12 protein-coding genes are annotated in these 14,630 nt (G+C 60.1%); 2 read left to right on the top strand and 10 right to left on the bottom strand.

Features of this window, described 5'->3' with window-relative positions; all coding sequences use genetic code 11:
* Positions 1–74 precede the first annotated feature (74 nt).
* From sigX to ppsA, 7 genes are all read right to left on the bottom strand, one after another.
* The gene (gene sigX, locus NR126_RS16305; protein ID WP_017337463.1) at positions 75–665 is read right to left on the bottom strand and encodes an RNA polymerase sigma factor SigX; all 591 of its coding nucleotides are present in this window, start codon (positions 663–665) and stop codon (positions 75–77) included.
* A 91-nt stretch (positions 666–756) separates the two neighbouring features.
* Complete coding sequence (locus NR126_RS16300) at positions 757–1,581, bottom strand: mechanosensitive ion channel domain-containing protein (RefSeq protein WP_007916401.1); 825 nt, start codon at positions 1,579–1,581, stop codon at positions 757–759.
* A gap of 2 nt (positions 1,582–1,583) precedes the next feature.
* Entirely contained in the window at positions 1,584–1,829 is a 246-nt protein-coding gene (locus tag NR126_RS16295) for a hypothetical protein (RefSeq protein WP_027618038.1), read from the bottom strand.
* A gap of 63 nt (positions 1,830–1,892) precedes the next feature.
* Positions 1,893–2,888, bottom strand: a complete 996-nt coding sequence (locus NR126_RS16290; protein WP_027618039.1) for a zinc transporter ZntB — start codon at positions 2,886–2,888, stop codon at positions 1,893–1,895.
* A gap of 23 nt (positions 2,889–2,911) precedes the next feature.
* Complete coding sequence (gene rraA / locus NR126_RS16285; protein ID WP_027618040.1) at positions 2,912–3,403, bottom strand: ribonuclease E activity regulator RraA; 492 nt, start codon at positions 3,401–3,403, stop codon at positions 2,912–2,914.
* A gap of 195 nt (positions 3,404–3,598) precedes the next feature.
* Entirely contained in the window at positions 3,599–4,588 is a 990-nt protein-coding gene (locus tag NR126_RS16280; RefSeq protein ID WP_027618041.1) for an alpha/beta fold hydrolase, read from the bottom strand.
* A gap of 104 nt (positions 4,589–4,692) precedes the next feature.
* The gene (gene ppsA, locus NR126_RS16275; protein ID WP_027618042.1) at positions 4,693–7,068 is read right to left on the bottom strand and encodes a phosphoenolpyruvate synthase; all 2,376 of its coding nucleotides are present in this window, start codon (positions 7,066–7,068) and stop codon (positions 4,693–4,695) included.
* Between the two features lie 176 nt (positions 7,069–7,244).
* Here ppsA and NR126_RS16270 point away from each other — a divergent pair, with 176 nt between their 5' ends.
* Positions 7,245–8,063: a pyruvate, water dikinase regulatory protein gene (locus NR126_RS16270; protein ID WP_027618043.1), complete on the top strand. Its 819-nt coding sequence runs from the start codon at positions 7,245–7,247 to the stop codon at positions 8,061–8,063.
* A 28-nt stretch (positions 8,064–8,091) separates the two neighbouring features.
* Here NR126_RS16270 and NR126_RS16265 read toward each other — a convergent pair whose 3' ends face one another.
* Positions 8,092–9,522, bottom strand: a complete 1,431-nt coding sequence (locus tag NR126_RS16265) for a PLP-dependent aminotransferase family protein (RefSeq protein ID WP_256830631.1) — start codon at positions 9,520–9,522, stop codon at positions 8,092–8,094.
* A 54-nt stretch (positions 9,523–9,576) separates the two neighbouring features.
* On the opposite strand from NR126_RS16265, the gene NR126_RS16260 reads away from it, so the two are divergent.
* Positions 9,577–10,518, top strand: coding sequence for a DMT family transporter (locus tag NR126_RS16260; protein WP_256830630.1), 942 nt, complete (start codon positions 9,577–9,579; stop codon positions 10,516–10,518).
* 112 nt (positions 10,519–10,630) lie between these two features.
* Here the strand turns inward: NR126_RS16260 and prpF are convergent, their stop codons facing one another.
* The gene (prpF, locus tag NR126_RS16255; protein ID WP_027618046.1) at positions 10,631–11,821 is read right to left on the bottom strand and encodes a 2-methylaconitate cis-trans isomerase PrpF; all 1,191 of its coding nucleotides are present in this window, start codon (positions 11,819–11,821) and stop codon (positions 10,631–10,633) included.
* A gap of 52 nt (positions 11,822–11,873) precedes the next feature.
* Positions 11,874–14,465: a Fe/S-dependent 2-methylisocitrate dehydratase AcnD gene (gene acnD / locus NR126_RS16250; RefSeq protein ID WP_027618047.1), complete on the bottom strand. Its 2,592-nt coding sequence runs from the start codon at positions 14,463–14,465 to the stop codon at positions 11,874–11,876.
* Positions 14,466–14,630: the final 165 nt, after the last annotated feature.

The raw sequence follows: 14,630 nt of genomic DNA, 5'->3' as shown, positions 1-14,630 counted from the left end.
TCCCACAAACCGGGGGACAACTCGGCGACAAGTCTATCAGAACTTGCCTACACGTAAGAGATATTTGCGCCGAACTAAGTTTCAGCAATGCCTGCAAATTTCTCACGCAATTTATCTAGAGCGCGTTTGTACCGCATTTTTGTTGCACTCAAACCCATGTGCATGATGTCTGCGATCTCCTGAAACTCCAGCTCTGCGACAAATCGTAGCACCAGAATTTCCCGGTCAATCGGATTCACATACACCAACCAGCGATCAAGTCCGCCCTTCTCTTCAGGTTTCGGCGCCTTTTCTTCAGACGCTTCCTCGAGGGGGTCCAGACTCAAAGCGTCCATCAAGCGACGCTTTCGCCGTTCCTTTCGATACTGTGTGATGCACTCGTTGTACGTGATGCTATATAGCCATGTCTTGAACTTCGATTTGCCCTCGAAGTTCTTCAGACCGTACAGGACCTTGAGCATCACTTCCTGACAGACATCGTCCGCGTCGCGATCGTTCCCAAGATATCGTGCACAGACGTTAAATAAAGTTCTCTGGTAACGCCGCATCAGCTCTTCGTAAGCGCGCGTTACGTGAAACAGCTCGGTGTGCGAGCGCGCGACCAACTCCTCATCAGAGAGCTCGCGGGGGTCGTAGCGCGTGGATAGCGATTGGGCTTTATTCAAAACAAGTCGGGCCGACAGTCAGGTCAATGTCCACCGCAGCCCGAGGGTATCGGGCATTTTGCGGCGGCATACATTAGCAGGGTTTGCCGGGTTAGCGGCTACTAACATGCTGCTCCAGGAGGATCCGATTCGACAGTGAGACTAGCTCACCCTCATCAGTCAGCAATGTAGTTTTAACCGTGCCGATCTCTTCGATCTGCCCTTCGACCTCGCCAACACGCACTTGTTGCCCAACCTGATACAGCTCACGCACATAAATTCCCGCGAGAATCTGACCGGCGATTTCCCGGCTCCCCAATCCCATGGCCAATGCAACAGCCAGACCAACGGTTATCAAAACGATGACGATGACGTGGTTGAGCAGGTCGGTCTTGACCTCCAACTGGCTGATCGCCACCGAAATACTGATGATGATCACCAGCCCCTGGGCAATTCGCCCAAGGCCCGACGCGTAATCCAGACCTACCCCTTCAGCGGCGCCGCGCACCAGGCCATTGGCCAGTTGCGCCAGCAAAACCCCCACCAGCAACACCAGCGCGGCGCCGAATACTTTCGGCAAATACAACGCAAGCATGTCGAGCGTAGCCGAAACTCGCTCCAAGCCAAGGGATTCGGCGGCTGAAACCAAAAAAATTAGTAAAACGAACCAATAAACGATCTTGCCGATCAAGGTCGAGATCGGCACCTGCAGCCCTGCGCGGGACATCAGCTTGGTCAGTCCGGTCCCGCCCATCAGGCGATCCAGGCCCAGCTTTGCCAGCAATTTGGACAACAAGGTGTCCAGCAGCTTGGCCACGACAAAGCCCAGCAACAGCACCACCAGGGCGCCGAACAGGTTGGGAATAAAGTTCGCTACTTTGGTCCACAAGGCGGTCATTGCCGTGACGAGGCTCTGAGTCCAGAGATCAAGTTCCATATTCAATCAGCCTTATCAGCAGTGCGAGCAGAGGGTTTACGACGGGAAACCGGCGAGACATGGGCCGATCCGTTATTCAGGGCGATCATCAGCGCGGGCAGCCAGCGGCCCAACAGGCTGAACAGGTCACCGGCGCCGACCTGGCGGTTGGCGGTTTTCAGCACACGCCCCAGGCACGCATCATCGTCGCGAGTGGACGGAGACGCCTGGAGCATGTCACGCAAAGACTGTTCAAACGGATCGTGCATACGCACCTCTCGTGATATCTGTGAAAGACGCGATCAAATTTCTTCGGGTCACATGACGCGCCTTCATACCCAACGCAAACGCCGGAACAACCACCACTGGCCAAGCGCCACGGAGACCATCAGCAGGCAGGCAATCAAAAAGCCATAGGGGCTCGCGGAAAACGGAATGCCACCAACGTTGATACCCAGCAGACCGGTCAGAAAACTCATCGGCAAAAAGATTCCGGTGATGATTCCGAAGCGGTACATCGTGCGATTCATCTTCACCGAAAGACGCCGGTCTTCGGCCTCCAGCACCAGCCCCACGCGCTCTCGAGTCAATTCCAGCTCTTCGAGATATCGGGTCAGGCTGTTGTTCAATTCGTTCCAGTAGTCGCCGTCATCTTCGACGAACCAGGGCAGTTTGATCCGCGTCAACTGACCGAAAATATCCCGCTGCGGAGCCAGAAATCGCTTGAGCCCGGCGGCCCGGCGACGGATCTGCAGAATAGAGCCATGCTCCGGGGCATACCGTTCGTCGGCATCCAGTTTTTCTTCTTCCTCATCGACCACTTCCGAGAGGTCGCCCACCAGATCCTGCACCTTGTGGGTAAGGAACTGCGCCATATAGAGGATAAGTTCGGAGGTGGTTTTAGGCCCCTTGCCCTCTGCCAGATGCACCAACAATTCGTCGGTGGCGCGCAAGGGCCGCAAACGCAGGGAAATGACCCGCTGGGCGGAGGCGAAGATGCGCACCGAGACCATATCTTCCGGCTCGGCGCCCGGATTGAGGTTGACCCCGCGCAGAAACAGCAGCAACTCGGCGTCCGGCAGCGCCAACAGGCGCGGCCGGGTGTTTTCTTCGAGCAGCAGGTCGCAGCTGAACTCACTCAGGCCGCTGGATTTACGCAGCCAGGTCTGGGTCTGCGGGTGACTGCGATCCCAGTGCAGCCAAAGGCTTTCGTGGGCCTGCAGTTGCAGGTCATCGAGTTCAGTCCGGGCAATCGAACGCGCACCGCCTTTGCCATCCAGCACCAGGGCGTGAACCAGCCCCCACTGCGCGTTTTCTTCCTCGAACATCCTTACCCCTGTCTGCTCAGTGTTTATTCAGGCATTTTCAGCGGGCTTGGCGAGACGATCACGCCGTTGTTGTCCGCATAAATGTACTGACCCGGATGGAAGGTGATACCGGCGAAGGTCACCGGGACATTCATCTCACCGAGACCGCGACGGTCGGTCTTCTTCGGATGGCTGGCGAGCGCCTGCACCCCGAGGTCGGTTTGCGCGATCACGTCGACATCGCGGATGCAGCCGTAGATCACCAGGCCTTCCCAACCGTTTTTCGCGGCTTTCTCGGCGATCATGTCGCCCAGCAGCGCGCAACGCAGGGAACCACCGCCATCGACCACCAGCACCTTGCCCTTGCCATCCAGTTCAGCCTGTTCCTTGACCCGCGAGTTGTCTTCAAAACACTTGATGGTCACGATTTCGCCGCCGAAGGAATCACGGCCGCCAAAATTGCTGAACATGGGCTCCAGCACCTGCACCAGTTCCGGGTAGGCATCGCACAAGTCGGGAGTGATGTAATGATTCATCGAAAAACTCCTGTAAAGAGGAAGACAACCGAGGCTGTCACGATAAATGAAACGAGCGCCGAGGGGTGTGGTTTAACGCGCATTTATCACGAACACCAGGATCACATCGCCACTTAAAGTGACCAGAAAAGCTCAATTCGTCATATCTTAACCGCTGGCTACCCGAAGCGAAACGCCCTTGTCAGAGCCTCCGGTTCAGCTGACAGCGGCAAGATTGGCAGTATTTGCCAGCAGCGGCGCCTGCGGATTCGCCAGCCAACGTTGAACCAGCGGCCAGACCTCGGCTTGCGCGGCCTTGCTGACGAGCATTTCGACATGCCCGAAGTTGTCGGCAAAGCCTTGCTCACGGCCCAGGCACACGAACTGCTTGTGCGCCGAGCCGATCTGCGCGAACAGTTTGCGACAAGCCCAGTCCGGATCCTGGTGATCGTTGCTGGCACTGACCGCCAATACCGGCACTGTGACCTCGGCGAGGCCGGCCCACCAGTCCTTGTCGGCATCGCCAAAGCGACCGAACAAGCCGTACCAACGCATGCTTTCGATGGCCAGGCCGATCGGTTCGTCTTCCGGGCCGCGCTTGAGGCGTGAACCCGACAGTTGCGCGAAACGCTTGAGAATGAAGCGCCCGCTCCACTCCACCGGAGGGATTTTCAACGGCCAGTAGGTGCGGCTGACCTGAGTGCCGAAAAACGCCGCACTGGCGACCTCGGTTTCGGTCAGGTATTGCCCGCCCAAGGCAGCAGCCAGTGTGATGCCGCCCAGGGAGTGACCGATCCAGTGCGGCGCCTGGCCGCTCTGCTCGCAAACGAACGCGGCGATGGCCGGCAGGTCGTAGCGGGCGTAGTCGGCAACACGGTTCTTGCGGTATTGCTGATTGCGCTGCGACAGGCCATGGCCGCGCATTTCCGGAATCCACACATCGAAACCGGCGCGCGCCAGGTACGCGCCCAATCCAAGGCCCTTGGGGGAAAACCAGAACCGCCGGTTGGAAAAACTGCCGTGCAGCAAGATCACCGGAACGCCGCGCAATGCGGGTTCGTCGGCCATGCCCAGGCGGGTGACCGCGATCTCGACGGTGCCATCCGGGCTGTTGCCCGGTTTCAGGCGATAGACGTCCTCGCTCAGATCGCCACGACGTTCGGCGCTGATCAAGGCGACAGGAAACAGGTTACTGCTGCTTTGCATATTCTTCTTGCACAAAAAAGGGCGGCGTCCAGAGGAGCCCGCCCTGCTTTAAATCCGAACAACTCCCCGCCCTTTGCAGGAGCGAGGGAGCCGCTCACACTACATCAAGCCGAAGCCTGACCTTCTGCCAGGAAGAACCAGGTTTCCAGTACGGAGTCCGGGTTCAGCGAAACGCTTTCGATGCCCTGCTCCATCAGCCACTTGGCCAGGTCCGGGTGATCGGAAGGCCCCTGACCGCAGATGCCGATGTACTTGCCGGCCTTGTTGCAAGCGGCAATCGCGTTGGCCAGCAGCTTCTTGACCGCCGGATTACGCTCATCGAACAGGTGCGCGATGATTCCGGAGTCGCGGTCCAGGCCCAGGGTCAGTTGGGTCAGGTCGTTGGAGCCGATGGAGAAGCCGTCGAAGAATTCGAGGAACTCTTCAGCGAGGATCGCGTTGGACGGCAGTTCGCACATCATGATGATGCGCAGGCCGTTTTCACCGCGAGCCAGACCGTTCTCCGCCAGCAGGTCGATCACCTGGCTCGCCTCGCCCAGGGTGCGGACGAACGGCACCATGATCTCGACGTTGGTCAGGCCCATCTCGTTGCGCACGCGTTTCAGGGCGCGGCACTCGAGCTCGAAGCAGTCACGGAACGCTTCGCTGATGTAACGCGAAGCGCCACGGAAGCCGAGCATCGGGTTTTCTTCTTCCGGCTCGTAGAGCTTGCCGCCGATCAGGTTGGCGTATTCGTTGGACTTGAAGTCCGACAAGCGCACGATGACCTTTTTCGGATAGAAGGCAGCGGCCAGAGTGCTGATACCCTCGACCAACTTCTCGACGTAGAAGCCGACCGGGTCGTCGTAACCGGCGATACGCTTGTCGACGCTTTCCTTGATGTCAGCCGGCAGGCCGTCGTAGTTCAGCAGTGCCTTGGGGTGCACGCCGATCATGCGGTTGATGATGAATTCCAGACGGGCCAGGCCGACACCGGCGTTCGGCAGCTGGGCGAAGTCGAAGGCGCGGTCCGGGTTGCCGACGTTCATCATGATCTTGAACGGCAATTCAGGCATGGCGTCGACCGAGTTCTTCTTCACGTCGAAGCCCAGTTCGCCTTCGAAGATGAAACCGGTGTCGCCTTCGGCGCAGGAAACAGTCACGCCCTGGCCGTCTTTCAACAGTTGAGTGGCGTTACCGCAACCGACGACTGCCGGAATACCCAGTTCGCGAGCGATGATCGCCGCGTGGCAGGTACGACCGCCACGGTTGGTGACGATGGCGCTGGCGCGCTTCATGACCGGCTCCCAGTCCGGGTCGGTCATATCGGAAACCAGTACGTCGCCTGGCTGGACCTTGTCCATCTCGGACACGTCCTTGATGATCCGCACCTTGCCGGCGCCGATGCGCTGGCCAATGGCACGGCCTTCCACCAGCACGGTGCCGGTTTCCTTCAACAGGTAACGTTCCATGACGTTGGCCTGGGTGCGGCTCTTCACGGTTTCAGGACGCGCCTGAACGATGTACAGCTTGCCGTCGTCACCGTCCTTGGCCCATTCGATGTCCATCGGGCACTGGTAGTGCTTCTCGATGATCATCGCCTGCTTGGCCAACTCGCTGACTTCGGCATCGGTCAGGCAGAAACGCGCGCGCTCGGCCTTGTCGACATCGACAGTCTTGACCGAACGACCGGCCTTGGCCTCGTCGCCGTAGATCATCTTGATCGCTTTGCTGCCCAGGTTACGACGCAGGATCGCCGGACGACCAGCCGCCAGCGTGCCCTTGTGCACGTAGAACTCATCCGGGTTCACCGCGCCTTGTACGACGGTTTCGCCCAGGCCGTAAGCGCCGGTGATGAACACCACGTCACGGAAGCCGGATTCTGTATCGAGGGTGAACATCACGCCGGCGGTGCCAGTTTCCGAACGCACCATGCGCTGCACACCGGCAGACAGGGCGACCAGTTTGTGGTCAAAGCCCTGGTGGACGCGGTAGGAAATGGCACGGTCGTTGAACAGGGAAGCGAAGACTTCCTTGGCGGCGCGGATGACGTTCTCGACGCCACGGATGTTCAGGAAGGTTTCCTGCTGGCCGGCGAACGAAGCGTCCGGCAAGTCTTCGGCGGTGGCCGACGAACGCACGGCTACGGCGACGTCCGGGTTGCCAGCCGACAGCGCAGCGAACGCGGTGCGGATTTCGGCATTCAGTTTTTCAGGGAACTCGGCTTCCATGATCCATTGACGGATCTGTGCGCCGGTCTTGGCCAGGGCGTTGACGTCGTCGACGTCCAGGGCATCCAGGGCGTCGTGAATCTGCTGGTTCAGGCCGCTCAGTTCGAGGAAATCACGATAAGCCTGTGCGGTCGTGGCAAAGCCACCAGGTACCGATACACCGGCACCTGCGAGGTTGCTGATCATCTCGCCCAGGGATGCGTTCTTGCCCCCCACATGCTCAACATCGTGTTTGCCGAGCTTATCGAGGGAAACTACGTACTCTACCAAGGTGATCTCTCCACTAACTGTGTTGGAAAAGCTCAGGGTACCGGCGGCTCAGGGGAGCATTTGCCAGCAATATGGCCTGGACCTGGAAAATAAGTGAGAATGCGGGCCAATCCGGGCCGGCAAAATCGCGCCTATCATATCCAAGAATCGTCACTAGCTTAAGGCCCAAGGTGCAAATGAAACGATCTGCGTTCTTTATTTCCGACGGCACGGGCATCACTGCCGAAACCCTGGGTCAAAGTCTGTTGGCGCAGTTCGAAAATGTTACTTTCAGCAAATTCACGCGGCCCTATATCGACAGCGTGGATAAAGCCCGCGCCATGGTACAACAAATCAATACAGCCGCCGAAAAGGACGGCTTCCGGCCGATCATCTTCGACACCATCGTCAACCAGGACATTCGTGAGATCCTCGCCACGTCCAACGGTTTCATGATCGACATTTTCTCGACCTTCCTGGCGCCCCTGGAGCAGGAATTGAGCGAGCACTCGTCCTACTCCGTAGGCAAATCCCACTCCATCGGGCACAACTCCAATTACATGGAGCGCATCGAGGCGGTGAACTTCGCGCTGGACAACGACGACGGCGCCCGCACCCACTACTACGACAAGGCCGACCTGATCCTGGTGGGCGTGTCGCGCTGCGGCAAGACCCCGACCTGCCTGTACATGGCCATGCAATTCGGCATCCGCGCGGCCAACTACCCGCTGACCGAAGACGACATGGAACGCCTGCAATTGCCGGCCGCCCTGCGCGCCCACCAGCACAAACTGTTCGGCCTGACCATCGACCCCGACCGCCTGACCGCGATCCGCAACGAGCGCAAGCCCAACAGCCGCTATTCGAGCTACGCCCAGTGCGAGTTCGAAGTGCGCGAGGTGGAAAACCTGTTCCGCCGCGAGAACATCCCGAATATCAACTCCACGCACTTTTCGGTAGAAGAAATCTCGGCGAAGATCCTCGTTGAAAAAGGTGTCGAACGCCGGTTCAAGTGACCCCGCCGGCGACTAAATCGGGGGGCGATCACGCCCCCATCGCCGCAATGTCCATGCCCTGCCCCAATGCGCTTGCCACCGCTTCAACCCCCTCCAGTAGCAACCGGTCATCACCGCTGGCGTTGCAGACACTCAGCCGAATCCCCTGGGGCACCGCGCCATGACCGACGGCGAACGCCTCGGCCGTGGCGACCAGGTAGCCACGCTGCTTCAGTTCGGCCTCAATCTGAGAGGCGCGCCACGGTTCCGGTACTTCGATCCAGACATGCGGGCTGTGTCGCTGAGTTCGATAAATCAAGCCTTGCAGCAGCGGCATCACCAACGCTTTACGACGGCTGATTTCGGTAACCTGCTGCGCAAGCAGTCGCTGGGCCGTACCGCTTTCAATCCACGATCGAGCCAGTTCCATGGACAAAGGTGTCGCCATCCAGCAAGACGCCCGTACCGCTGCCGACAGACGAGTGGCCAATGCCTGCGGCGCATGCAAATAACCCACCCGCAATCCTGCCGATACGGCCTTGCTGAGGCTGGCAATCAACACCGTGCGTTCAGGGGCAAAATAGCTCAGCGGCAGCGGTCGATCCTGAGCCAATACAGCGTGGGCTTCGTCCTCGATAATCAACAGATTATGCGCACGACACACCTCGACCAGTTCCGCCCGCCTGGCAAGTGACATCACTGCCGCCGTGGGATTTTGGATAGTCGGCGTGCAATACAGCGCCGCGACCCGATGATGACGACACACTTCATCCAGCGCTGCCGGTATCAGTCCTTCAGCGTCCATCGCCAGACCGATGAGTTTTATGCCGAGACCGCGTGCGATGCTGATCAGCCCCGGGTAGGTCAATTGCTCGGTGACCAGCGTGTCGCCGGCCTTGAGCAACGCCATCAAGGTGCAGGACAGACCGTGCTGGGCGCCGTTGACGCAAATCACCTGCTCGGCGTCGGCAACAAAACCGCCATGACTGATCCACTGCGCACCCGCTACGCGACAGGCCAAAAAGCCGGCTTCATCGGTGTAGCCGCCAATGCGCTGCATGGCTTGGAAATCAGCGGCCAGGGCCTGCAATCCCTGACTCATCAACAGGGTGTCATACCCGGGAATCGGCTGGTTGCGACTCATGTCGAAATACGGCTGTGGCTCAACGCTGACGTTTCGAAAACCGCCATCACGCACGCGCTCCAAACCTTGCTCGCGGACATAGGTGCCATCACCTACCCGGGCGACCACTTTGCCCAGGCGCTCCAGTTCGGCATAAGCGCGACTGATGGTCCCCACTGTCACGCCGAGGCTGTCGGCCAATAGCCGGTGGGGCGGTAACTTGCAGCCCGCCGCAATCACACCGTCGGCGATGCCCTGCTCCACGCCGTCCGCCAAGCGCTGGTACTTGACCCCGGCACCATTGAGCAAGGCATCCCGCAGGATTGACACCATGGCAATACTTACTTTGACAGCCATATCAACCCCTAATAGCGTGCCGAAAACAGGTTCAATTAGAGATAGACCTTTTTCATGACCAGATCAATTGTCGCAAGCGACACTGCAAGGACGGCTAACACCCACTGGCTAGCGGGTATGGTAACCAGCCTGCTGTTTCTCGTTGTGTGCCTGAGTTGGGGCACTACCTGGCTGGGGATCAAAATCGCCGTCGAGAGCGTGCCGCCGCTGACGGCGGCCGGGCTGCGCTTTTTGATTGCGTTCCCGCTGTTCCTGGGCTTCGCCGCCTGGCGCCGCGAACCGCTGATGTTCCCCAAGGGCAGCCGCTGGTTTTTCCTGTTCGTCACCCTGGCGTACTTCAGCCTGCCGTACTACTTGCTCAACTACGGCGAGATGCACGTCTCATCGGGGCTCACCGCATTGCTGTTCAGCTGCATGCCGGTGTTCATCCTGATCTTCACCGCGCTGTTTCTGCGCGAAAGAATTTACGCCTCGCAAGTACTGGGAATCGCCATTGGCTTTGCCAGCCTGTTCATGATCATTCGCAGCCAGGGCTTGCACCTGGATCATGCGGAGCTGTTCGGTGTGCTGGCAATTCTGACGGCGGCGATCCTGCACGCGCTGTGCTACGTGGTGACCAAGAAACACGGCAGCGCCATCAGCGTCATCACCTACAACACCCTGCCCATCGGCATTGCCGGGCTGATGCTGTTTGTCGCCGGCCTGGGGCTGGAGAACCCAAACTTTTCGGCCATCAGCGCACGCTCATGGGGCGCCCTGCTGTACTTGGGATTGGTGGCTTCGGTGGGCGGATTTATCGTGTACTTCCTGCTGCTCAAGCGCTTGAGCCCAATCATCCTGTCGTTCGTGTTCATCATCTTTCCGGTGTTCGCGGTGATGATTGGCGCGTGGTACGAGGGGCAGGAGATTTCAGCGCAATTGATGGGTTATTCGGCGGTGCTGCTGGCAGGGTTTGCGATTACCAAACTGCCGGTGGAGAGGTGGTTCAAACGCTGAAAACTTGCTGTGGGAGCAGCCCGGGCGGCGTTCCGCTGCTCGCGATGGCAGAGTGTCAGGCAACATCAATTCTGCCTGTGCCAACACCATCGCGAGCAAGGGTGCGGGGTGACTAGAAGCAGTCACCCGGCACGCGCACCCAGCCTTCCATCAACACCCGCGCACTGCGGCTCATGATGGCTTTGGTGACGGTCCATTCGCCATCGACCAGATTAGCCTCGGCGCCGACGCGCAAGGTGCCGGATGGGTGGCCGAAGCGTACAGCGTTGCGCTCGATACCGCCGGCCGCCAGGTTCACCAGGGTGCCGTTGATTGCAGCCGCAGTGCCGATGGCCACGGCGGCGGTGCCCATCATGGCGTGGTGCAATTTGCCCATGGACAAGGCCCGCACCAGCAGGTCGACATCCCCGGTCGCCACCGGCTTGCCGCTGGAAGATACGTAATCGGTCGCCGGCGCAACGAACGCCACTTTCGGCGTGTGCTGACGCTTGGCCGCTTCGTCGACATTGGCGATCAGGCCCATGCGCAACGCGCCGTAGGCACGGATGGTTTCGAACATCTGCAGCGCTTTCGCGTCACCGTTGATCGCGCCCTGCAGCTCGGTCCCGGTATAGCCGATGTCCTGTGCATTGATAAAAATTGTCGGGATGCCAGCGTTAATCATGGTCACTTTCAAGGTGCCAACGCCTGGAACCTCGAGATCGTCGACCAGGTTGCCGGTGGGGAACATTGAACCACCCGCGCCCTCTTCCTCGGCTGCCGGGCTGATGAATTCCAGCTGCACTTCGGCGGCCGGAAAGGTCACGCCGTCGAGTTCGAAATCACCGGTTTCCTGCACCGCGCCATCGGTCACTGGTACGTGAGCGATGATGGTCTTGCCGATGTTGGCCTGCCAGATGCGCACCACGGCCACGCCGTTGTGCGGCACACGGCCGGCGTCGACCAGGCCGCTGCTGATGGCGAAGGAACCGACGGCTGCCGAGAGGTTGCCGCAGTTGCCGCTCCAGTCGACAAAAGGCTTGTCGATCGAGACCTGGCCGAATAGGTAGTCAACGTCGTGATCGGCCTTGATGCTTTTGGACACGATCACCGTCTTGCTGGTGCTCGATGTCGCCGCGCCCATGCCATCGATCTGTTTTTCATAAGGGTCGGGACTGCCGATGACCCGCAGCAGCAATGCGTCGCGGGACGGGCCCGGGACCTGCGCCGACTCGGGCAGATCCTGCAGGCTGAAGAACACGCCTTTGCTGGTGCCGCCGCGCATATAGGTGGCGGCAATTTTGATTTGCGGTGCGTGAGCCATGATGCTCCTTTTGGCCTGCGCGGAACCTGCGTCCCGCGCGGCGCGTCGGGGGTTAAACGGCGGCTGCCGATTCGAGGAAGTCCTGGGCAAAACGCTGCAGCACGCCACCGGCCTCGTAGATCGAAACTTCTTCGGCGGTGTCGAGGCGGCAGGTCACCGGCACCGACACCTGCTCACCGTTCTTGCGAGTGATGACCAGGGTCAGGGTCGCACGCGGAGTGCGCTCGCCGACCACGTCGTAGGTTTCGGTACCGTCGATGCCGAGAGTCTTGCGGTCGGTGCCCGGCTTGAACTCCAGCGGCAACACGCCCATGCCCACCAGATTGGTGCGGTGGATGCGCTCGAAACCTTCGGCGGCAATCGCTTCGACACCGGCCAGGCGCACGCCCTTGGCCGCCCAGTCACGGGACGAGCCCTGGCCGTAGTCGGCACCGGCGATGATGATCAGCGGCTGTTTGCGGTCCATGTAGGTTTCGATCGCTTCCCACATACGCATCACTTGGCCTTCCGGCTCGACACGGGCCAGCGAACCCTGCTTGACCTTGCCGTTTTCCTGGACCATTTCGTTGAACAGTTTCGGGTTGGCAAAGGTTGCGCGCTGCGCGGTCAGGTGGTCGCCACGGTGGGTCGCGTAGGAGTTGAAGTCCTCTTCCGGCAGGCCCATTTTCGCCAGGTATTCGCCAGCGGCGCTGTCCATCATGATCGCGTTGGATGGCGACAGGTGGTCGGTGGTGATGTTGTCCGGCAGCACCGCCAATGGACGCATGCCCTTGAGCGGACGCGCGCCGGCCAGTGCGCCTTCCCAGTACGGCGGACGGCGAATGTAGGTGCTCATTTCACGCCACTCGTACAGCGGCGCCACTTTCGGGCCGGTGTCTTCGTGGATCGCGAACATCGGGATGTAGACCTGGCGGAACTGCTCCGGCTTGACCGAGGCCTTGACCACGGCGTCGATTTCCTCGTCGCTTGGCCAGATGTCTTTCAGGCGGATTTCCTTGCCGTCAACCACGCCCAACACGTCTTTTTCAATGTCGAAACGGATGGTCCCGGCAATAGCGTATGCCACCACCAGCGGCGGCGAGGCGAGGAACGCCTGCTTGGCGTACGGGTGGATCCGGCCGTCGAAGTTACGGTTACCGGACAGCACGGCGGTGGCGTACAGGTCACGGTCGATGATCTCTTGCTGGATCACCGGGTCCAGTGCACCGGACATGCCGTTGCAGGTGGTGCAGGCGAAGGCCACGACACCGAAACCAAGCTGGTCCAGCTCTTGGGTCAGGCCTGCCTCGTCGAGGTACAGCGCCACGGTTTTCGAGCCCGGGGCCAGGGACGATTTGACCCATGGCTTGCGGGTCAGGCCCAGCTTGTTGGCGTTACGCGCCAGCAGGCCGGCGGCAATCACGTTGCGCGGGTTGCTGGTGTTGGTGCAGCTGGTGATCGCCGCGATGATCACCGCGCCGTCCGGCATCTGGCCAGGGACTTCTTCCCATTTGCCGGAAATGCCTTTGGCGGCCAGGTCCGACACCGCGACACGGGCGTGCGGGTTGCTCGGGCCGGCCATATTGCGCACCACCGACGACAGGTCGAAGGTCAGGCCGCGCTCGTATTGCGCGCCTTTGAGGCTGTCTGCCCACAGGCCAACCTGCTTGGCGTAGCTCTCCACCAATTGCACTTGCTCGTCTTCACGGCCGGTGAGTTTGAGATAGTCGATGGTCTGCTGATCGATGTAGAACATCGCTGCGGTGGCGCCGTATTCCGGGGCCATGTTGGAAATGGTTGCGCGGTCGCCGAGGGTCAGGGCCGAGGCGCCTTCGCCGAAGAACTCCAGCCAGGCACCCACGACTTTTTGCTTGCGCAGGAACTCGGTCAGCGCCAGCACCATGTCAGTGGCGGTGATGCCCGGTTGCAGTTTGCCGGTCAATTCGACGCCGACGCTTTCCGGCAGGCGCATCCAGGACGCACGACCGAGCATCACACTCTCGGCTTCCAGGCCACCCACGCCAATGGCGATCACACCCAGCGCATCGACGTGCGGGGTGTGGCTGTCGGTGCCGACGCAGGTATCAGGGAAGGCCACGCCATCACGGACCTGGATCACCGGAGACATTTTCTCCAGGTTGATCTGGTGCATGATGCCGTTGCCTGGCGGGATCACGTCGACGTTCTTGAACGCCTTCTTGGTCCAGTTGATGAAGTGGAAACGGTCTTCGTTACGGCGGTCTTCGATAGCGCGGTTCTTCTCGAACGCCTCGGGATCGAAACCACCGCGCTCGACGGCCAGGGAGTGGTCGACGATCAATTGGGTCGGCACCACCGGATTGACTTGCGCCGGGTCACCGCCTTGCAGGGCGATGGCGTCACGCAGGCCGGCGAGGTCGACCAGCGCGGTCTGGCCGAGAATGTCGTGGCAGACCACGCGGGCGGGGAACCACGGGAAGTCGAGATCGCGCTTGCGCTCGATAAACTGCTTCAGGGATTCGGTGAGCGTGGCCGGATCACAGCGACGCACAAGGTTTTCCGCCAGCACGCGGGAGGTGTACGGCAGGGTGTCGTAGGCGCCAGGCTGAATGGCTTCGACCGCCGCACGGACGTCGAAGTAATCCAGTTGGCTGCCTGGCAGCGATTTGCGAAATTCTGTGTTCATCGTCGGGACTCGGTCACGGTAGTTTCAAGAGGTGGGGCCAGGCGCCGAATTCGAAATTCACACTGTCCACTGTGGGAGCTGGCCTGCCAGCGATGGTGGGTCATTCAACATCATCATTGATTGACCCACCGCCATCGCGAGCAGGCTCGTTCCTACAGGGATCTG

This window comes from Pseudomonas sp. Pse1 (assembly GCF_024519635.1).
Lineage (GTDB): Bacteria > Pseudomonadota > Gammaproteobacteria > Pseudomonadales > Pseudomonadaceae > Aquipseudomonas.
This window is presented reverse-complemented; position numbering and strand designations above follow the sequence as displayed.

What these genes read in the sequence shown, in the direction of transcription:
- NR126_RS16300 (WP_007916401.1), bottom strand. Translation starts at nt 1,581, where the DNA reads ATGGAACTTGATCTCTGGACTCAGAGCCTCGTCACGGCAATGACCGCC.
- NR126_RS16295 (WP_027618038.1), bottom strand. Translation starts at nt 1,829, where the DNA reads ATGCACGATCCGTTTGAACAGTCTTTGCGTGACATGCTCCAGGCGTCT.
- NR126_RS16290 (WP_027618039.1), bottom strand. Translation starts at nt 2,888, where the DNA reads ATGTTCGAGGAAGAAAACGCGCAGTGGGGGCTGGTTCACGCCCTGGTG.
- rraA (WP_027618040.1), bottom strand. Translation starts at nt 3,403, where the DNA reads ATGAATCATTACATCACTCCCGACTTGTGCGATGCCTACCCGGAACTG.
- NR126_RS16280 (WP_027618041.1), bottom strand. Translation starts at nt 4,588, where the DNA reads ATGCAAAGCAGCAGTAACCTGTTTCCTGTCGCCTTGATCAGCGCCGAA.
- NR126_RS16270 (WP_027618043.1), top strand. Translation starts at nt 7,245, where the DNA reads ATGAAACGATCTGCGTTCTTTATTTCCGACGGCACGGGCATCACTGCC.
- NR126_RS16265 (WP_256830631.1), bottom strand. Translation starts at nt 9,522, where the DNA reads ATGGCTGTCAAAGTAAGTATTGCCATGGTGTCAATCCTGCGGGATGCC.
- NR126_RS16260 (WP_256830630.1), top strand. Translation starts at nt 9,577, where the DNA reads ATGACCAGATCAATTGTCGCAAGCGACACTGCAAGGACGGCTAACACC.
- prpF (WP_027618046.1), bottom strand. Translation starts at nt 11,821, where the DNA reads ATGGCTCACGCACCGCAAATCAAAATTGCCGCCACCTATATGCGCGGC.
- acnD (WP_027618047.1), bottom strand. Translation starts at nt 14,465, where the DNA reads ATGAACACAGAATTTCGCAAATCGCTGCCAGGCAGCCAACTGGATTAC.